Below are 19,931 nucleotides of genomic sequence, written 5' to 3' on the forward strand. Positions count from 1 at the left end.
ACATCTTAAAAAGAATTCAGATATTTGTCTGTTGTTGTTACATGCAAATCATTTATTATTAATTGAATTCATTTTTTCTTTTTTAGCTTTTTATTATTTTTTATTAGGTAAAATTTATGATTAAACTCCTTGGTATTAAAAAATATTTTAACAGCAAGCAAGGTCTTGTGCATGCACTGAAAGGCATTGACCTTGAAGTTTCAAAAGGTGAAATTTTTGGAATTATCGGGAAAAGCGGTGCTGGCAAAAGCACCCTTCTGCGCTGCGTTAATCTACTTGAACGCCCAAGCGAAGGAGAAGTCCTCGTTGACTCTGTTTCTTTATCAAATCTAAAGGAAGCTGAATTACGACTTGAACGCAGAAAAATCGGCATGATTTTTCAACATTTTAATCTTTTATCTTCTGCAACTGTTTTTAAAAATATTGCACTTCCTTTGCAGCTCGCAAACATAAGTAAAAAAGAAATAGAACAAAGAGTTAACTATTTATTAGAAGTTACAAGCTTAAAAGATAAAAAAGATGCCTATCCAAGCCAATTAAGTGGTGGACAAAAGCAAAGAGTCGCTATCGCTAGAGCATTAGCATCGAATCCTAAAGTCCTATTGTGCGACGAAGCAACATCAGCTCTCGATCCTGAAACAACAAAATCTATTTTAAATTTATTAAAAGAAATCAATCAAAAATTTAATTTAACTATTCTTTTAATCACTCATGAAATGGAAGTGGTAAAAGCTATTTGCGATAAAGTAGCAGTAATAGAAAATGGAGAAATAATCGAGAGTTCATCGATGGTAGAGCTTTTTAGCAAGCCAAAAACAGCTTCAGCCAAAGCACTCGTCAGTTCAGCTTTTCACATTTCTTTGCCTGAAAGAATTGAAAGACAACTGCAACCAGAACCAGGAATAGGCTTAAACCCAATTTTAAAATTCGTATTTGTCGGTGAATCATCAACCGAGGCTATTATATCAGCTCTCGTAGTCAAATTTAATCTCCGCATAAATATCTTACAAGCACATCTTGATGTCGTTAGTAATTCACCGATGGGAATTATGCTTTGTCAGATTCACGGAGAACAAAGTAACATACAAGCGAGTGTTCATTATTTAAATTCAACAAATATTTCTACTGAGGTTATTGGATATGTTTCAGGAAACATTAAGTCAATTGCTTGATTCCACTGTGGCCACAATTGTTATGGTAGCTATATCGGGATTTATTGCCTTTATTCTTGGCTTACCGATTGCAATCGGTTTAACAGTCACTGCAAAAGGCATGTTTTATGAAAATATTGTTATTCATAAAATATTTAGCAGTATCGTTACAGTTGGCCGGTCAGTGCCCTTTGTTATTTTAATGGTCGCTATTATCCCTTTCACGCGCTTTATTGTCGGTTCATCTATTGGCACGGCTGCAGCGATTGTTCCCTTAAGCGTAGCTGCTGTACCTTTTTTTGCCCGCATCGTTGAAGGAAAGTTTGCCAGTATTAACCAAGGGTTGATAGAAGCAGCCCAAGCTATGGGCTGCTCACCATTTCAAATTATTTATAAAGTTCTTCTGCCTGAAGCTGTACCTGGAATTGCCAATTCCTGCACAATTCTCTTGGTCAGTCTCGCTGAATACTCTGCCATGGCAGGCGCTGTGGGAGGCAGTGGCCTTGGTAATATGGCAATCCAATATGGCTATTATCAATTCGATACGCCTGTCATGATGCAAGCTCTTGTTGCCCTTGTTCTTTTAGTACTCATCATTCAATTTACAGGCGACTTTATCACCCGTAAAATTTCTCACCACTCAATTTGATTTGAAGGAGTTATATTTATGAGATCTATCAAGCTATTAGGCCTTTTATCAGCACTTGGATTTGGATTCACCTCACTGAGTTCGGTTTATGCAGGAGAGTCCATTAAGGTAGGAATTTCTGCAGGTCCTTCTGTTCAAGTCCTTAATGTTGCTAAAAAACTTGCAAAAGAAAAATACGACCTCGATCTTAAGGTAATCACTTTTGCGGACTATCAAATTCCAAACGAAGCATTGAATTCAGGAGATATCGATGCAAATATTTTTCAAACTCGATCCTTTTTAAAACAAGCTATTTTGAAAAAGAATTATAAAATTGTCGAAATTGGACAAACTTTTATTTATCCAATGGGGATTTATTCGAGAAAAATAAAAAGTATTTCCGAAATTGGTGAGAATGCCTCTATCGTAATACCAAACGATTCAAGTAACCAGGGCAGAGCTCTTATTCTTCTGCAAAACGCGAAGCTAATAAAACTTAAAGATGGCGTTGGAGAGACCCCAACACCACGAGATATCATTGAAAATCCTAAAAAACTTAAGATTCAAACAGTTGATGCTGCTCAAGTTGCCAGATCCGTACAAGACGTAACAGCAGTGGTTTTAAACAATGATTTCGTACTTAATGCCAAATTCAAACCTTCGGATGCACTTTTTAAAGAAAATCCAGAAAGCGCTGAACCTTACGTCAATATAATTGTTGTAAAAGAATCTGAAAAAGGTAAGAAAGAATTTAAAGAACTTACAGCGGTTATGAACTCTGCTGAAGTTCTTAAAGAAACAGAAAAACTCTTTCCTGGAGCTGTTAAGGCATGGAAATAGTTTTGCTTTAAGAATACTTCAATTCTTGTTTTAAAGATCTGCTCCCTTTCTTTAAAACAAGAGTTTTTTTGTGAGGAATATTTTATGGGATTGAAGCGCATTTGTCTTATTTTAACAGGTATTCTTTTTCCAAGTTTGGCTCACGCCGAGGCTCCTTTAGGCTCTAGAAACAACCCTTTAAAAATAGCAATTATACCTCAAGCCCAGGCAAGTAAGGCCATCGAAAACGCCAAACCCGTCATCAAATGCATTGAACAAAAAACCAAACTCTTTATTCAAGTCGAAGTGCCAAATAGTTATATTGCCGTAACAGAAGCACTCGGATCTAAACAAGTGGATGTCGCTTTTAGCAATATTCTTGGTTATTTTTTAATGGCACAAAATTATGGAGCAGAGGCTCTTTTTAAAGTTGCACGCTTTGGCACAACCGATTATCAATCCTTCCTTATTGTAAAAAGTGATAGTAAAATAAAATCATTCTCAGACCTCAACGGTAAATCTTTTGCGTATGGGGATGCCGGTTCTTTAACTGGCTATATCCTACCAAAGCTTGAAATGAAGAAAAACAAAATCAATTTCTCACAAGAACTTCCTACAGGTAGTATGGATGCTTCTATTATGGCGCTGATGCAAGGCAAGGCTGACGCTGCAGCTGCATTTTTCAATGACCCTGACCCAAAAACGGGAAAAATTCGCGATGCACGAGAACGTCTTCTCACCATTTATCCCGATATTGTACAAAAAACAAACATCATCTGGAAATCAGAGCTTATTCCAAATGAACCTGTAGTTATTCGCAAAGGCATCCCAAAAGAAATTAAAGATAAATTAATTGCTTCAATGCCTAGCTGTATGCGTGAACACGCTCTGCTCATCAATGATATTGATGATCTTTTACCGATCCTTGAAAGCGACAATAGCTATAAAGATCTTATTGAAACACTAAAAAAGTCAGATCTCGACGTAGCTAAAGTGTTAGGTAATACTAAGAAAAAATAATGAAACAGCAACTCACTCAGCTTCAATCGTTTGAGAGGATTTATTTATGTTAAACAAAAGATTTTTATTTGTTCTATTTGCACTCTTTTCAATGACCAGTTCAAATGCAGCAGAATCAAATTCAAACACAAAAGCTACTTCAGAAGTCAAACTTGGCACACGCAATAATCCATTTAAAATTGCGATTGTTCCCTCTGGACAAGCGGCAAAAGCACTCGACAGCGCAAAACCTGTTGCCAAATGTATCGAACAAAAATCGAAAATATTTGTCGATGTCCAAGTCCCAAATAGCTATATAGCCGTAGTTGAAGCCATTGGTGCGCAAAAAGCCGATCTCGCTTTTGGCGATATCGTTAGCTTTTTAATTGCAAAAAAACGCTTTAATGCAGAACCATTCCTCGAAATCACTCGTTATGGCTCTACAAGCTATCAATCCGCTATTTTTGTTAAAGCAAATTCAAATATAAAATCAGTCAGTGATTTAAATAACAAGAAATTTGCATATTCCGATGCCAGCTCTGCATCGAGCTATATTTACCCAGCAATTCTTATGAAAAAGAACAACAAAAAGTTCGCACAAGAACTTGCTACGGGCAGTATGGATGCCTCTATTATTGCACTTATGCAAGGACAGGTTGACGCAACTGCTGCATATTATAATAATAAAGATCCAGTTACTGGTAAAGAAAATGATGCGCGTGTGCGTGTAGAAAATATCTATCCAAACATCTATAAAGAAACACGGATTATTTGGCTCTCATCCCTTATTCCCAACGAGCCTGTTTATTTAAGAAAAGGTGTGTCTGAAGATATCAAACAAAAATTAGCTGTTGCTATTCCTGAATGTATAAAGGAATTTCCTAAGTATATAAACAATATCAGTGAACTGAATCCTATCACTGCGGACAATAAAAACTATGAAAATTTTGTGAAAGAAGTGGAAACTTCTGGACTTGATATTTCAAACATATTTAGTAAGAAATAAATACTGATTTTTACATAAGTACATCAGTCTAAAGAAACGACTAGATATTAATCTTATTAATTAAATTCATATTTATTTTACATAGCTACATCAATTTTAATATTGTTTGAACAGTTTTCAGGAAAATAATTTAAAAATAATATTTTGGCTAATAAAGTAGAATTTTTATCCGGTCTATAATGTCCAGAATAATTATTAATTTTAGTGAATTTTTTCAATCTTATATCAAAATATGCTTTCCCAGCTGATATCACCGGCTGATAATTATTAAGAGCTGCATGAGAAGAGACTTTAATACCATTATATGCAAAAATTTCAAAACCATCTTTATTCCAAGTGTTCGTATCAGGTGTAGTATAATTGTTATCATGCCCAAAGATGATTGCACCAGATTCATCAATTACAAACCTATAATAAATCGATCTTTTAAAGTTTATAATGTCATTCACAGTAAGTCTCTCTGGAATTGCAAAATTAAATACTCTTGATTGAGCATCTTCTAGAAGCGTTTCATGAGTATTAAATTTTTTAGACGTTTTAAGAAGGAGACTTCGCGTCTTATGAGTTAAAGAATTGAATCTCATAAGCTCATTTTCTGCAAATTTTAATAATAAGTTAATATCCATATTTAATGGCGAATCAAATTGATAATTTTTAATCACACTTTGCGTTGAATTCTTTGCTGAATATGTGATTAAAAATGTAACCAAATGAAGTAAATATTTGTAGTAATCTAAAGTACTTTTCTTTCTTGAAAAGGAAGAATTTTTGTGTATTGCATCAAAAAGAATTGATTGAATTTGAGTTATTTTTTCTATATTTAATATTTGGTCATTTGTTAAGGCTTTTAAATAACGATTATATATTATTGAAATATTATTGGGTAAATATTTTGTTTTACCATTGGATAAAGTTGTTTTAGTCCCACCTAAACCCATAAATCCTACTTCAAAACGCCCATTTTCAACTTTGTGCTTAATTTGATCAAGAATATCTCCAACTGTAATCATTTCTTAGTCCTCAATTACTTTAATTTTAAATATCAAAAAATAATGCTATCATGATCAGCATCAATTAAGTCTAATAATTGATTTTGTAAAATTTTATAAAAATAAAAAAATTATATCTATTTAGTAATAATTTTATTTTATATTATTCATATTACTTATTTTTTTGAAAAATAAGTAATCATGAAATAGATAACCATAAATAATAAAATGTGACAAGCATGCACTAAAAATTTTAGCCTTAATGAGCTCTACTTAAAGAGAAAGATTAAACTTTAAAGCCATTTAAACCTAGAAATAAATAAAGATTGAGCATGTATTTTGAAGACACTATAAAATTTCTCGAAATGATACTTCTCAATCCTTCTTCGCAATAGGAAAAAGAAAATCGAGAGGGGAGGTTCTTAATCTCTTTAAAATAGCAGCTCTCACACGTTTTCTCCCTAAACTTTGTACTTTTCGAGCTCGAATAGCCACTGAAAGTGCAAGTGAGAAGCTCACAACCACGTTTAAAAAGCCGATAGCGACAATACCTAAACAGGCAAAAACTACATCAATCGTTTCGAAATCTGTAAATCCAAGTGAAGAAAGTGCAAAAGCAAATGAACCCGTTGATAAAGTAACGTGTCTGACTTCAAGTGGTATACCAAAAAACATTCCAAAGACGGGTGTCATACCAAGTAAAAATCCCAATGAGATATTACCGCCAAATCCAGAGATATTATGGACAAAATACGATGATAATTTACTAGTATTTCGTTTTCCCATAACATATATAAGACGTTTATTATTCGCAATCGCTTCGGGCAGTCTTCTATAAATAAACCAATTTTGTACCCAACCGGCAATTATACTAGATACCCAAAGTAAAAATCCAGTAAATATTGCATAAAAAACACTTGGACCAAAAATAGAAATTGAAAAGATAGAATTAATTGCTTTATCTTCACTGATAAAATGAGTACCTGTGATTAATTTATAAATAAAATCAATCAATAGACTTATTGGAAAAACCAAAGCTAAGTTGCCAATAATGGCCGCAAATTGTGAACGAGTTAACTTAACAACTTCATCGACAAATTCTTTTAAAGATTCTTCATCATATGTATTGTTTAATTTTCCAGCCATACAAGCAGCAGTCATTGAAGGCTGTTTTGTTGCAACAGTAAAGCCAAGCATTTGGATAAAAACAAATGTACTTGCATAATTAACTGAAGCAAAAAATCCTTCAAAAAAATGAGGCAAACGAATAGATACAATGATGAATTTTATGGCTGTTGCAAATGCCATTAAAATTCCTCCGCCACTCGCGGATTTTAATAATTCAATATATTCTTCTTTATTGCTTGTTATATAATGCTCACCTGTTTTGCCTGATTGCTCTGCAATTTTACGTGACATTTGGTTGAGATTTGTTTGGATAAGCTCTCTTACACTTTTTTTACCTAAACTCTCACGAATTAATCTTGATAGAAATACAGGTATTATTTCAATATTATCCTGCTTTTCAACAGGATTTAAAAATGCCAATAAAACTTCAAGTCGCGATAAATGAAAAGTCATTTTCTCCAATTGATAGACAAGAGCAACACTCACTCCATATTCATCGAGATGCTGAAAAACTTCTTGCACAGATTTCTTGCATTCTAAAATATACTGACTATAGAGAAGTGCATATTCTTTCATTTTTTCATTATTTTTTTTATGAAAATAATGGAGAAATATATCGATACTATCACTTAGACCAATAAAAGGAGAATCCTTAATTATTTTGTTATTTAATCTTCTTCTTATCCCATCCGACAAACCCATTGCATGGATTTGGCTGACTAAAACATAAATAGCATCTTCAATATCTTCCTCAATTGTCTGCCAAATTTTCTCACCTTCTTCAGCTTCAAATTGAATAAGATCCTTAATTTTTTCTATGGTTTCTCTTGTTAAATGACCGACCCAAATAGCATCTTCTACATTGGGAAATATTTTTAAAAAGAGCTCAGATAGCTCTGTATCATCCGGTGGAGTCGGGATGATTTTATTCACCATACGATCAGTCGCCTCTTGCAGAAAGCCTCCTTCTTGCGGAAGTCCTGTATGACAAAAAAGCTGCAAAGATTTTGTTTCTTTTATGACTGAACGTAATGTTGCAGAAACATTTTCTTTCCATTTAATATTTCTATCAAGCAATTGCAAAATAAAACGAACACGTGCGGTATGAATCTGACCTGTTGTAGGATCGAACTGAGCAGGAATATGTTCAGTCGAGCGAATCCAAATAAGAAGATTTTGAATCCAATCAACTCTTTCTTCTAGACTTAAACTTGGATTGGCATTTGACAGAATTGTGTTGAGATCATATTTTAAATTTCCTTGATTGAAATATTTCTCAACTCCTTTTATGAATTTTCTAATAATTATCAAAACCCCTCCCTTTTCCTTCCTATCGCATTTCTGCAAATTTATGATATACCCTATTGGGCTCTTGTAAATGAGGTTGTTTCCCTATGAATAAAGTGTTTAGAGAAATAAGATCGATATTAACTATTATAGCAGTTATTTTTATTTTTAGATCGTCCATTTTAAATTGGTATGTGATACCGACTGGATCATTAATGCCTACATTAAAAGTAGGAGATCACGTTGTCGTCAATAAGCTTTCTTATGGCATAATGTTACCGTTAATGCAAACGCGTATATTTAGTTGGGATCAACCAAAAAGAGGTGATATCGTTGTCTTTGAAGGGCCAGAAACTGAAAAGAAAATCACATTAATTAAGCGGGTTGTAGGAGTTGGTGGCGACCGGGTTAAGTTTACAAATGGCATTTTAACAGTTAACGGAATTCTCGCCAAACAGGAATTGCAAACAGATCGCTCTATTCTTGAAAAACTTGGTGGAAATGAAAATCCAGATAGTTTAAATTTGTACATTGAATCTGGATTCAGTAAGTATCCGCACTATATTCTTAAAAAGAAATGGGGTGGAATTACAGACAGTCAGACTCAAACTTGGGTTGTGCCAGAAGGCAAACTCTTATTAGTGGGTGACAACCGTGACAACTCTGAAGATGGACGCTTCTGGGGTTTCATGGATGAAAAAAATATTTATGGCCGTGCTTTTGCTATTTCCTATTCCACTTATGACAAACCAGGATCATTCCTACCAGAGTTTCGCAATGATCGTTGGTTTAAAGAAATCACGAATTGATTCCTTTTTATAAAATAAAATGAAAGCATCTTCAGCTCCCATTTTTAAATAATAAATATTGACCACCGATCTAAGCAGATGAACTGCACCAAAAACTACAAGATGAATAAGTCGATTTAATTGTTTAGGTAAAACATATTTTCAAACTTGTGGTTGGACAAGTTGAGATTGCAGAAATCGGATGCTTTGTTTGATAAAATGCGTAAAATAAAACTTATTGCATAACATTCCTAGTCAATTATTAGAAATAAAAAGCCTAAAATAATAATTCAATTTTTATAATTATCGAAAAAAACCGTAGTAAATTTGGCGGTATCTGACTTGTATCGAAATCAGTAGGTGGTAAATTTAAAGTCATAGAAGTTTTATGTTAAAAAAAATTTTTGAATTTGATATTAATAAAATAGAAGAATTAATATATGCAAAAAAAAATTATTGCGATAAAAAAACATGTTAACAGCGCATAACTTGACAAGAATAAGTGGTTTTAATTTTTTGTAAATTTACAATGTTAAATAAATAATTTCGAGGATTATTTATCTATGCTCAATGATAACCAAGTGAATGAGAGTCATATTAATGAAACAGATACAGAGGGCTCTATAGATAATCGTTATCTATGCTTCAGTCTTGGCTATGAAAGATTTGCCATTCCACTTTTGCAAGTACGAGAAGTCATTGGAGTGCCCGAATTTACCCGCATACCGTACGCACCAAAATATTTTTGCGGAATAATGAATTTACGTGGGAAAGTTATTAGTGTTATTGACTTAAGGGAAAAACTCAATATTCAGAGTCGAGGAAAAGAAGAAAATTGTGTCATAGTTTGTAATTTAGATCATATTTTAATGGGTGCTCTTGTTGATTCCATCGATTTCGTTGCCAATATAAAAAAAGAAGAAATACTTGAAAAGCCAGAAACACAAACTACTGTACGAACTGATTTTATAAAAGGTTTGTACAACTACAAACATGAACTCATCGTCTTTTTACATTTAGCTAAAACATTAAGTATTGAAGATATTTTACAAATACAAAAATCCAATGGGACTGAGCAATTATAGGACATATATGGAGCAGTCAGAAGAGCTCATTATACATGGAATATTAAAACTCACCCATGCAGAAACGGGTATGGTGTTAACAGAAGCTAATAAAGATATGCTTGAAACACGCATAAAAAAAAGAATGATAAATTTAGGTTTTGATTCACTCTATCAATATGATCTTTATCTTAAAAAAAATTTAGAAACTGAAAAATCATCTCTTATTTCTTTACTCACAACTCACCACTCATACTTTTTTAGAGAATATTTCCATTTTGAGGAAATTGAGACGAAATATATTGACAGTTTACTTGAAAAAAATAACTACCAAGAATTACAAATTTGGAGTGCTGCATGCAGCCAAGGACAAGAACCTTATTCAATTGCAATGCTCATGGAAAAATTAAAAAAACAAAACAAATATCTTAACTTAAACTATAAAATTTTAGCGAGCGATATTGATCAAGAATCAATTAATTATGCTAAAAATGGAGTGTATTATTATAAAGATATTGAAAAAATTCCAAAGGTTTATATTACAGGAAATTGGCAAAGAGGCACTGGTGAATTACGACAGTATGTTAAAATAAAAGATTATATTAAACAGAGAGTTGAATTTAAGAAAATTAATTTGCTTGATTCAAATTCTTTTTTTCCAAACAAAATATTTGACATAATTTTTTGTAGAAATGTCTTAATTTATTTTAACTCTGAGCAAATAAATATAATAATAAAAAGTATTTTAAAGTATTTAAAGCCCAATGGTATCCTAATTCTTGGAATAAGCGAAACTATAAATAAAAATGATTTAAAGCTAAATTTAATAGACAAATCCATTTATATGCATTTAGAGTATACGAATTCATTAATTGAAAAAGAAAAAATTTCCATTCCTGAAAAAAAACTTATTCATGTATTCTGTATAGATGATTCAGTAACAATTCTTAGACAACTTGAGAAAATATTAACAAATGAACGTGGTTTCAAAATCGTGGGAACAGCATCTTCAGCAGCTGAAGCTCGCAGCTCTATCCGCAACGCACCAAATATAGATATCGTTATTTTAGACCTCTATTTACCTGATGAATCCGGTATTGATTACATAAAATCAATTCCAGAAATAAATAATCACCCTCCTATACTTATTATGAGCTCTATAGAACGCGATAGTGCTAAAATGGCACAAGAGGCTCTCACTTATGGTGCAGTTGATTATGTAGAGAAAATTGGTTTTGAAAATATCAAAAAATTAAGCGATGAATTGTGCTTCAAAATTGAAACAATTTATAACGAATACAAAGAAAACAACATAGCTAATAAAAAAAATACTTATCTTAAAAAAGAAAAAGAAAAAATAAAAATATTAATAGTTGAAGACTCTGAAACCATCCGCTATCAATTAAAAAAAATGCTTTCTAGAAATAAAGACATAGAAGTTGTGGCAGAGCTCAGCGATGCTCTTTTAATAGAGGAAACCATAGCAAAATATAATCCCGATATCTTAACCCTTGACATTAAACTTCCAAAAATGAATGGAGTTGAAGTTCTGAAGCGGCTCATACCTAAAAGAAAGATTCCAACAATCATTGTCAGTTCACTTAATATAAATGAAGGTTCTTTGGTCATGGATGCTTTAGCAAATGGTGCTGTTGATTATTTTCAAAAGCCAAAACATGAACGAATGGAGGAAGAAGCAGATTCTCTCATTGAAAAAATTCTCAATGCAAAAAATGCTAGAATAAGGGTTTATGATAAAAAAAGCATACAAAAGTTAAAGACACCATCTGGTATAGTTGATAAAAATTATTTGATATGTATTGGTTCTTCAACGGGGGGAACAGAGGCAATTAAATATATCCTACAGGATATGCCTGAGACAATTCCTCCTATTCTCATTGTTCAACATATTCCAAAAGTTTTCTCAGCTGCCTTTGCCCAAAGTTTGGGAATGCATTGTCAGTTTGAAGTCGTTGAAGCCAAAAATAACGATATTATCTATGCAAATAAAGTTTATATCGCTCCTGGCGGATTACAAATGAAAGTTGAACGATTTGAAGATAAACTGATCATCAAAATTTCTGAAGGTATAAAAGGACTTATCCACAAACCCTCTGTCGATGTACTCTTTCACTCAGTTGCTGAACTCGGCCTTAGAAAAACGATGGGTATTATTCTCACAGGCATGGGTTCTGACGGAGCTAAAGGACTAAAACATCTAAAAGAAACAGGCGCCATTACCATTGCGCAAAATGAAGAAAGTTGTGTGATTTTTGGCATGCCGAAAGAAGCAATCAATTTGAATGCGGTAGATTATATAGAGCCGCTTGAAAATATTTCTAATAGAATTAGTAATATAATTCTAGCAAAGCAGCCGACAGTTAGAAAATTTCAAAATTAGCCTTATTTGGAGCAAATAATGGCAAAAAAAAATGCCAAGACAAATAAAAATGAAGAAAATATAGATAACGAAATGCATAAAATTTTCTTCCAGGAATCCGCAGTTAATTTTGAAGAATCTGAAAAAAATTATTTAGCAATGTCGACTGAGCCTACTAATGAAACAATAGAACAGGCATTGCGTTTGTCACATAATTTAAAAGGCAGTGCAAAAGCAGTGGGCTTTTATGATATATCTGATATATTGCATAATGTTGAAGAACTATTAATCCTATTTAAAAATAATTTAATAGAATTTAATCAGGAATTCGTAACTTTACTGCTAGAATGCAATGATCGTGTTAAATATATTGTTGAAAAATTAAAAATAAATCCCTCATATAAAGCCAATTATGAAGATATTTTATTAAAAATAAATGAATATAAAACAAAATCCCCTTCTCTCCCAAAAGAAAATGTTCTAGAGGATGACATAACATTTCTAGATGAAGTTGATTTAGTAAAAACAGAAGAAGAAAAAGAAGAAAAAGAAGAAAAAATTGTCGATACCCAAAAAAGAAGAATTAAGAAAGTTGAAGACGCTGACGAAATGATTCGTGTATCAATTGGTAAAGTCAATAAATTGCAAGAATATATTGGCGAATTGGTGATATTAGAAAGTATGTTAAAAGAACAATTAAAAGTTGAAACTTCAAACGTCTTAAAAAATCTTTTCCGTCAAATGGACAAAATAACAAAGGAAGTGCAAGATATTGTGATGAGCCTCCGCTTGGTTCCCATTCTCCCTGTTTTCCAAAAACTTATGCGAACATCCCGTGATATATCAATAGAATTAAATAAAAAAATAATCACAGAATTTAATGGTGATAATACCGAAATTGATAAATCTATTTTAGATGAAATTTCCGATCCTCTCATTCACATGATGCGCAATGCAATAGATCATGGAATAGAAAATTCTGAAGAAAGACTTGCAAAAGGAAAAAACATTGAAGGGAAAATTACGGTTTCTGCCATGCACGAAGGGAGATTCCTGCTGATAAAATTTGCTGATGATGGCAAAGGACTTGATCCTGCTTTACTAAAACAAAAAGCGATAGAAAAAGGTTTAATAAATAAAGACACTGTTTTAAGTATAGAAAAATGCTTCGATCTCATTTTTTTACCCGGATTTTCAACCAAAACTATCACTACGGATATTTCAGGCCGTGGATTTGGCATGGATATTGTTAAAAATAATATTGAGAATATAGGTGGAAATGTACAAATAATTTCTCAAATAAATAAAGGAACAGAATTTATAATCAGAATACCTTTAACAATTGGTATCCTCGATGCATTTATTGTCCAAGTTAAGGAAGAAAAATATGTTATCCCTGTTCAGCAGGTTAGAGAAAGTATCAGTTATAAAAAAAGTGATGTTAATCATGTTCAAGGGTTAGGAGATATTCTCACTCTTCGGCAAGAAGAAATTCCGATTTATCATTTAGGCTATGGCCTCAACACACCCAAATATCAGCAAAATAACAATGAGGAAAAAGTTATAATTATCTTACAAAATAGAGATAAAAAAATAGGTGTTGTTGTTGATAATATCATAAATATTCAATCCGTTGTTACCAAAACATTCGGTGACGAATTGCGTTGTGAACAGGGAATAACAGGTGGTGTCATACTGGGAGATGGAATTCCTGTACCCATCATAGAGGTTGCTGACTTAATTGAAGGAAATGAATTCAAGAAGTGTATTGCAAAAGTTTCATCAAACAACTTGCATAAGGCAGAATGAGTTATGTTTAAAAATTCCTATGGACTCAAAGCAAAAATCGCTTTTATCTGTATAAGTATTGCTGTGATCAGTTCTATATTTTCCTTATTTTTAATTTTTACAGGTTTAAATGATCAAGAAGAAATTATTCAAGAAGAACTCATGTTAATCAGTCAATCTATCAATAACGCAATTCAAGATCAATTCGTTGAACGCTATTTAGACTCCACTGGCATTTCTGGTCGTGTGAATAATTATAAATTAAATAGCACTGAGGCTATCTCTCAATTGAATAATTTTGTAGATAATTACCAAATATATGAATTGGTCTTAATCTGTGATCTTAATGGAAATTTAATCTCTTCTAATAATAAAGATAGGTATGGCAAGTCAATAAACACAGACGCTCTGCATAGATATAATTACCGCGGGGAAAGTTGGTTCAATGCAGTCATGCAGAAAAAATGGACTGAAGATAAAAGTAAAGGGCTTGCTGGGGTTTATTTTGAGGACCCTAATTTTCATCCTTATGTTGAAGAAGCTTTTAGAGAAAAGAAGTTTTTTAATGTATTTGCTACGTATGTATATAATGCAAACAATCAACCCATTGCTATAGCTGCCAACTTTGTAAATTTTTCCTGGGTAGAGTTTGCCATGTTACGCATCTATAACGAACTTGAAAAGACAAATTGGAAGTCCGCACAAATCAACTTAATCGATAAATCAGGAAAATTGATTGTTGACTACTCCCCAGTCCTGAACAATTGGAGCAAAGAAATTGTCCACGATGAAAAGGTCCTTAAAAAACTCAGTTTAGCAGAACGTGGAAATGTCGCTGCTATAGCAGCGCAAAAAGGTGAAGAAGGAAGCTTGGAGACAGTCAATGTTAGACGGAATGTCAAACAGCTGGCAGGTTTTGCACAAGTTGCTGGCAAGAAATTTGTCAACGATATTGGCTGGAAGATATTGATACAAATTGATAAGAGCGAAATATTTGCCAATATTAATCACGTTAAAATTCTATTTATGACGCTTTTTGCTCTTATTGTTTCGACGACTATTATTGTAAGCTTACTTTTCAGCACTCGTTTAACTAAAAAACTCCTCGATCTTACGCAATTGCTCAGTAACAGTAACAATGTTTTAAACAGAACAGCTCAAGAAATGGCTTCATCCAGCGAACAACTTTCAACTTCTGCCAATGAACAAGCTGCATCCTTACAAGAAACGGTTTCGAGTTTAAATGAAATCAATTCGATGGTGACCAAGACATCGGATATGGCCAACATATCGAAAAGTAAATCAGAAATCAGTAAAGGTACGGTAAATTCTGGGAAAATTGCTATTGATAAAATGCTCAATGCCATTCAAAATATTAAAGTAAGTAACGACGCTGTATTAAATACTGTTAATCAAGGTAACAGAAAAATTGCAGATATTGTAAAAGTGATCAGTGAAATCGAAAATAAAACAAAAGTTATCAATGAAATTGTTTTTCAGACAAAACTCTTGTCATTTAATGCTAGCGTCGAAGCTGCCCGGGCAGGAGAACATGGCAAAGGATTTTCAGTCGTAGCCCAAGAAGTTGGGAATTTAGCACAGATGAGTGGCAATTCTGCCAGAGAGATTTCACAAATGCTTGACTCAAGTATTAGTAAAGTCAAAGCAATCTCCGATGAAATTGAAACTGAAATTGAAAAAATCATCCATGAATGTAAATTACGCGTAGATGAAGGTGAAAATGTCAGTCGGGAATGCGCAGATAAATTCGAAAAAATATTGACCACAACTGAGGAGATCAACTCCTTGATAAATGACATTGCCTCATCCGCAAAGGAACAAGCTAAAGGGCTAACTGAAATAAATAAATCAATGCATGAAATAGACGGTATCACTCATCAAAACGCAATGGCTGCCCAGGAAACATCAAAAGCATCTTTAGCACTGATAAAACAAGGACAAGAAATTCACGATATTTCAAATGATTTACATGAAATTATCCAAGGATATACAATTGATAAAGCCAATTCTAATAATTCAAAGTATCCCCCTAATTCTGGAGGAGACTCATACAGGCAAAATGAAAATAAAACTGAGCATCACGAAAGAAAACAAAAGAAACACACACCTATTCCGGAAGATAAAGTACCATCTGCAAATGATCCAAGATTTGAAGACTTGTAATTTTAACTTAGAAAAGCATTGCTTCTGAATGAATTTTCAAGATCTTACTTTGCTCAATGCCTTTAATGAAAATAATGAAACAATTAAAAAGAGTGCAGAGGACACTATTACTAATTCGCGAAAATACTCTGCTGATCCACCAAATAAGGCAAGAGCTAAACCTGAAATCGGCATAAAAATAAAATTAAGTAACAGTATAATACCAATTGCACTTGAAAATACTTCTTTTGGAATAAGAGTGACTCGCACTGAGCGCATATAAACGGTATAAAAACCATCTGCTAAAAAAAGACCGGCATATAATACGCCATAAAGCCAAAAATTCTGAGCCATGGGAATACTAATATTAAAAATAAAAAATAATACGATCCCCAAAAATCCTAAGGAGAATAAACTAAACTTTTTCAAATAATAGGGGATAATAATAAAACTGATTAATCCGAGCACACCTGCTGCTGTTCCAAGAGCTCCAGCCATTTGAGCCGTACTGCCAAGCCCTTCTTTTAAATAACCTGCACTTCCAGATAAAACAATCCCAATGGAAAAATTCATTGCAATAGAAATTGCAATCAATGCCAAGATATTTTTTGATTTTAAGACAAACAATATCCCTTCATTTAATTGTTGCAAAGTTAACTTATGTAAAATTTTCAAGTCAATATTTTTAATATCGTCGAGCGAAGCATTTTTTATCAGTTTACTTTGACTCGAAAATAAAAAACTGCTGAGAAATATAAACGATAAACATAAAATAAATGCTGTTGGACTAAAAATAATTAAGAGAAGTGCCGCAAGCCCGGGTGCTATTATTTGCGTTCCAAGATCGAGGCCTTGTAAAAGAGTGTGTAACTTTGGCAAATCGTGTAACGATACCAAACGCGGGGCTAAAGATTCAAAAGAAACAAATGCCATTTCATGAAAAAAACCAACAGCACCACCTAATACTCCAAAAATCAATGCAACTGTTGAATTAGAATTGAGCGGAAATAGCAATATGAAACCTGCAAGTAATGTAAGCATAAAGCGAAATATGTCTGAACTTAGGAGCAATTTTCTTGGCCCAAAAATATCTGCAGCAGCTCCACTCAATGGCATCGCTATCAAGCGCGGAATCCACTCGATTGCAAATGCCATACCTGAAGCTGACATACTCCCTGTTAATTGAAAAACTAAAATAGGTATACCGTAAACCAAAGCTTGATCGCCAAGAGAACTACAAAACCTAACTGTTAATATAGGGAGAAGTTTTTTCATAAATGCTTTCATTCATTGCATAAATAGGTCTAAAATTTTCAGATGTCTTCTGAATGGCTGCTATTAAACTTTCTAGATTATTACTTTTGTATCTAAAACTGGCAAGCATTTTTTCGTTTTCACCTGAATAGCAATGAATATTATCAGTCGACATTATTTTTGAGCTATAAATTTCTTGAATCCCATCTCCGTTGAACTGCACTTCAAGTAACTTTTTATCTTTTGGTAACGGAATCATAAGAAATCCGGCTACTGCATTTTGCGAATCGAATTCACTCACTATATTTTCTTTTTTTAAAATAATTTGCATCCAAATATCAAATAAATTTACCTTAAAAACATCACGCATAACCCAAGGAATTTCACCTCCACCTATTCGCATACCTACTTCGAGAAAGATGGGTTCATCGGCAAAAAAAAGCTCCAAATGAAAAATATTATTTTTTGCCTTTAAATGCTTTAAACAGGATCTCGCAAATGCAATTATTTTATTTGCTTCTTTATTATCTTCTAAAGTATAAGAAGCTAAGGAATTCCCTTCTTGAAAAGATAAACAGGTTCCAATATATTTACTAACTTTGGCAAATTTAACTTCACCTTCTTGAATATAGCCATCCACATGCCCAATCGGTGCAGATATATATTCTTCTACTTCATACTCAAAAAGTTGCACTTCTATTTTAGGATATATATTTATAACTTCAGATTCCGTAAAACAAATATACACGCCCACGCTTGCTGCTTGTCTCATTGGTTTTAAAACAATTCCACTTTTACAAGTTTTAAAAAAACTAAGAACGTCGTTTAAATCATTTGGAACTTTCCATTTTGGCACACGAATGCCAAATTTAGAAAGTTGTTCCTTCATTAAGTTTTTATCTCTCCAAAGGAGAACCTGTTCTAAATTATCACCGGGAATATTATAATAATCTCTTAATTGGGCTGCTACTATTAAATCATATTCCGAAAATGCAATTAGCTCAGCAAAAATAAATTCATATTTAGTTATTGTATTTTTAATTAATAAATCTTCTATAAGATCTTTGCACGTATCAAATCTCAAATCAGTTGCCAAGCGAAAATCGGTTGGCATATTGATCTCAATCGATTTTTCATTGCCAATTAAAATGAGCATGTAAATATCATATTGATCTTCTGGCAAATGCTTTCTATAGTCAGAAAATTCATCATCCCAACGATTTATGATCAGAATTTTTTTTTTCATATGCTCTACTTTTATAATTGATTCAGTTCATAAAATTGTTTCATCTCATGTTCAAGTTCAATAATATTCTCGCCATAAAAGCGGGCTGTACAGATACGATCTCTAAAATCACCGTGTATCTGAGTGTCATTGCCTACATTCCAATGCATTTCTTTTAAATATTTCCAATCAATACACTCTATTTTCTGCTCAATTTTAGCGGGTAAATAATCCTGATTTCTCAATAAAAAGCAAATACCAGAAGCTCCCTGCCACAATTGCGGTTTCTCAATATCTTGCATTAATAATGAGTTAAGTGCGGATTTAAAAAAAGATGTTCCACGCGCTTCGGAAATCAGTTCAGGTAAATGATCCCCCGCAAGACGAGCGCCAATTTCCATTAAAATGGGTTGTTTGCGCTTCTTACAAAACCTTAACTCTGCATGAAAAGGACCTTTGTCAATCCCCAATGCCAACACAACTTGTTTGGTATATGCAATCATCTGATCGGCATAGTCAAGCTTGCTAAAGTCGCTCACAATATGCCCTATTTCCACAAAGCCTGAAGCTCCGCCTAACAGTTTTCTTGTGACAGACCAAATATGAATTTCACCATTTAATGAATTTACAATTCCTTCAATACTAAATTCATCGCCATCAATATATTCTTCAATAAGAAGTTCTTTAGAGACTTCTAGATCAAGATCATTGTCATTTGAATTTCTTATTTTTCTTATTTTATCGGCTAATTCAGCACGAGAATAAACTTTATAAACGTGCATGCTACCTGACATATTCACTGGCTTAATAATTGCTGGAAAAGGAAATTCACTTGGGATGTCCTGTTCTGTATGCTCAGATTTTAAAAAAATAAAATCTGGCACGGCAACATTATTTTGCTTTAATCTTTCACGCATCAAGTTTTTCAAGCGGCAACATCTTGCATTTTCTACATCCAAAGAATTCAAGTGCAAATATTTTGCAACTTTTGCACAGACATCAACATAATATTCAAATCCAGGAATAACGGCTTCGAAGTTTATGCTCTTGTCAACAGAAATTTTTTGCACTTCCTGAAAAATATTTTCCGCTGACATAGAATCACAATGAATTATTCCTGCAATTTTATTTTTAAAAGAATCAGGAATATTTCTCTCACCAATTTCAGCCGATGCAAGCCAAACTTGATACCCTTCTGCGAGGGCTTGTTCAACAAGTTTTAGCCCTGACGATTGCGGTTCGACAATAAGAATATTTCTCAT

The 19,931-nt window shown here is 33.0% G+C and carries 15 protein-coding genes; 10 read left to right on the forward strand and 5 right to left on the reverse strand.

Features of this window, described 5'->3' with window-relative positions:
- The first annotated feature begins 116 nt into the window (after positions 1 to 116).
- The 5 genes from H7355_RS12880 to phnD (H7355_RS12900) all read left to right on the forward strand — a co-directional run bounded on the left by H7355_RS12880 (position 117) and on the right by phnD (H7355_RS12900) (position 4,603).
- Positions 117 to 1,172 carry a methionine ABC transporter ATP-binding protein gene (locus tag H7355_RS12880; protein ID WP_186648251.1) on the forward strand — a complete coding sequence of 352 codons (1,056 nt, stop codon included), beginning with the start codon at positions 117 to 119 and terminating at the stop codon, positions 1,170 to 1,172.
- Positions 1,141 to 1,800: a methionine ABC transporter permease gene (locus H7355_RS12885; protein WP_186648253.1), complete on the forward strand. Its 660-nt coding sequence runs from the start codon at positions 1,141 to 1,143 to the stop codon at positions 1,798 to 1,800. The genes H7355_RS12880 and H7355_RS12885 overlap by 32 nt, the downstream gene beginning before the upstream one ends.
- Positions 1,801 to 1,818: 18 nt before the next feature.
- Positions 1,819 to 2,619: a MetQ/NlpA family ABC transporter substrate-binding protein gene (locus H7355_RS12890; RefSeq protein ID WP_186648255.1), complete on the forward strand. Its 801-nt coding sequence runs from the start codon at positions 1,819 to 1,821 to the stop codon at positions 2,617 to 2,619.
- A gap of 84 nt (positions 2,620 to 2,703) precedes the next feature.
- Positions 2,704 to 3,618, forward strand: a complete 915-nt coding sequence (gene phnD / locus H7355_RS12895) for a phosphate/phosphite/phosphonate ABC transporter substrate-binding protein (protein WP_186648264.1) — start codon at positions 2,704 to 2,706, stop codon at positions 3,616 to 3,618.
- Between the two features lie 46 nt (positions 3,619 to 3,664).
- Positions 3,665 to 4,603, forward strand: a complete 939-nt coding sequence (gene phnD / locus H7355_RS12900) for a phosphate/phosphite/phosphonate ABC transporter substrate-binding protein (protein ID WP_186648272.1) — start codon at positions 3,665 to 3,667, stop codon at positions 4,601 to 4,603.
- Between the two features lie 77 nt (positions 4,604 to 4,680).
- Here the strand turns inward: phnD (H7355_RS12900) and H7355_RS12905 are convergent, their stop codons facing one another.
- Both H7355_RS12905 and H7355_RS12910 read right to left on the reverse strand, forming a co-directional pair.
- The gene (locus H7355_RS12905; protein WP_186648274.1) at positions 4,681 to 5,613 is read right to left on the reverse strand and encodes a hypothetical protein; all 933 of its coding nucleotides are present in this window, start codon (positions 5,611 to 5,613) and stop codon (positions 4,681 to 4,683) included.
- Positions 5,614 to 5,967: 354 nt separating this feature from the next.
- Positions 5,968 to 8,031: a site-specific recombinase gene (locus H7355_RS12910; RefSeq protein WP_186648276.1), complete on the reverse strand. Its 2,064-nt coding sequence runs from the start codon at positions 8,029 to 8,031 to the stop codon at positions 5,968 to 5,970.
- 83 nt (positions 8,032 to 8,114) lie between these two features.
- Between H7355_RS12910 and lepB the strand changes: the two genes are divergently transcribed.
- The 5 genes from lepB to H7355_RS12935 all read left to right on the forward strand — a co-directional run bounded on the left by lepB (position 8,115) and on the right by H7355_RS12935 (position 16,211).
- Entirely contained in the window at positions 8,115 to 8,816 is a 702-nt protein-coding gene (gene lepB, locus H7355_RS12915) for a signal peptidase I (protein ID WP_186648278.1), read from the forward strand.
- Positions 8,817 to 9,358: 542 nt separating this feature from the next.
- On the forward strand, positions 9,359 to 9,880 hold the full coding sequence (locus H7355_RS12920; RefSeq protein WP_186648281.1) for a chemotaxis protein CheW: 522 nt from the start codon (positions 9,359 to 9,361) through the stop codon (positions 9,878 to 9,880).
- Between the two features lie 7 nt (positions 9,881 to 9,887).
- Entirely contained in the window at positions 9,888 to 12,260 is a 2,373-nt protein-coding gene (gene cheB / locus H7355_RS12925; protein ID WP_186648283.1) for a chemotaxis-specific protein-glutamate methyltransferase CheB, read from the forward strand.
- Between the two features lie 18 nt (positions 12,261 to 12,278).
- Positions 12,279 to 14,048: a chemotaxis protein CheA gene (locus tag H7355_RS12930; protein ID WP_186648285.1), complete on the forward strand. Its 1,770-nt coding sequence runs from the start codon at positions 12,279 to 12,281 to the stop codon at positions 14,046 to 14,048.
- A 3-nt stretch (positions 14,049 to 14,051) separates the two neighbouring features.
- The gene (locus tag H7355_RS12935) at positions 14,052 to 16,211 is read left to right on the forward strand and encodes a methyl-accepting chemotaxis protein (protein ID WP_186648287.1); all 2,160 of its coding nucleotides are present in this window, start codon (positions 14,052 to 14,054) and stop codon (positions 16,209 to 16,211) included.
- A 36-nt stretch (positions 16,212 to 16,247) separates the two neighbouring features.
- Here the strand turns inward: H7355_RS12935 and H7355_RS12940 are convergent, their stop codons facing one another.
- The 3 genes from H7355_RS12940 to H7355_RS12950 are packed head-to-tail and all read right to left on the reverse strand — an operon-like array spanning position 16,248 to position 19,931.
- On the reverse strand, positions 16,248 to 17,465 hold the full coding sequence (locus tag H7355_RS12940; protein WP_186648289.1) for an MFS transporter: 1,218 nt from the start codon (positions 17,463 to 17,465) through the stop codon (positions 16,248 to 16,250).
- Positions 17,434 to 18,690 carry an ATP-grasp domain-containing protein gene (locus tag H7355_RS12945; RefSeq protein ID WP_186648291.1) on the reverse strand — a complete coding sequence of 419 codons (1,257 nt, stop codon included), beginning with the start codon at positions 18,688 to 18,690 and terminating at the stop codon, positions 17,434 to 17,436. The genes H7355_RS12940 and H7355_RS12945 overlap by 32 nt, the downstream gene beginning before the upstream one ends.
- Before the next feature lie 11 nt (positions 18,691 to 18,701).
- Positions 18,702 to 19,931: an ATP-grasp domain-containing protein gene (locus H7355_RS12950; RefSeq protein ID WP_186648293.1), complete on the reverse strand. Its 1,230-nt coding sequence runs from the start codon at positions 19,929 to 19,931 to the stop codon at positions 18,702 to 18,704.

Origin of the sequence: Fluviispira vulneris (assembly GCF_014281055.1) — a bacterium.
GTDB lineage: Bacteria > Bdellovibrionota_B > Oligoflexia > Silvanigrellales > Silvanigrellaceae > Silvanigrella > Silvanigrella vulneris.

Excerpts from the sequence above, each read along its gene's own strand:
- H7355_RS12880 (WP_186648251.1), top strand. The coding sequence starts at position 117 with ATGATTAAACTCCTTGGTATTAAAAAATATTTTAACAGCAAGCAAGGT.
- H7355_RS12885 (WP_186648253.1), top strand. The coding sequence starts at position 1,141 with ATGTTTCAGGAAACATTAAGTCAATTGCTTGATTCCACTGTGGCCACA.
- H7355_RS12890 (WP_186648255.1), top strand. The coding sequence starts at position 1,819 with ATGAGATCTATCAAGCTATTAGGCCTTTTATCAGCACTTGGATTTGGA.
- phnD (WP_186648264.1), top strand. The coding sequence starts at position 2,704 with ATGGGATTGAAGCGCATTTGTCTTATTTTAACAGGTATTCTTTTTCCA.
- phnD (WP_186648272.1), top strand. The coding sequence starts at position 3,665 with ATGTTAAACAAAAGATTTTTATTTGTTCTATTTGCACTCTTTTCAATG.
- H7355_RS12905 (WP_186648274.1), bottom strand. The coding sequence starts at position 5,613 with ATGATTACAGTTGGAGATATTCTTGATCAAATTAAGCACAAAGTTGAA.
- lepB (WP_186648278.1), top strand. The coding sequence starts at position 8,115 with ATGAATAAAGTGTTTAGAGAAATAAGATCGATATTAACTATTATAGCA.
- H7355_RS12920 (WP_186648281.1), top strand. The coding sequence starts at position 9,359 with ATGCTCAATGATAACCAAGTGAATGAGAGTCATATTAATGAAACAGAT.
- cheB (WP_186648283.1), top strand. The coding sequence starts at position 9,888 with ATGGAGCAGTCAGAAGAGCTCATTATACATGGAATATTAAAACTCACC.
- H7355_RS12930 (WP_186648285.1), top strand. The coding sequence starts at position 12,279 with ATGGCAAAAAAAAATGCCAAGACAAATAAAAATGAAGAAAATATAGAT.
- H7355_RS12935 (WP_186648287.1), top strand. The coding sequence starts at position 14,052 with ATGTTTAAAAATTCCTATGGACTCAAAGCAAAAATCGCTTTTATCTGT.
- H7355_RS12940 (WP_186648289.1), bottom strand. The coding sequence starts at position 17,465 with ATGAAAAAACTTCTCCCTATATTAACAGTTAGGTTTTGTAGTTCTCTT.
- H7355_RS12945 (WP_186648291.1), bottom strand. The coding sequence starts at position 18,690 with ATGAAAAAAAAAATTCTGATCATAAATCGTTGGGATGATGAATTTTCT.
- H7355_RS12950 (WP_186648293.1), bottom strand. The coding sequence starts at position 19,931 with ATGAGAAATATTCTTATTGTCGAACCGCAATCGTCAGGGCTAAAACTT.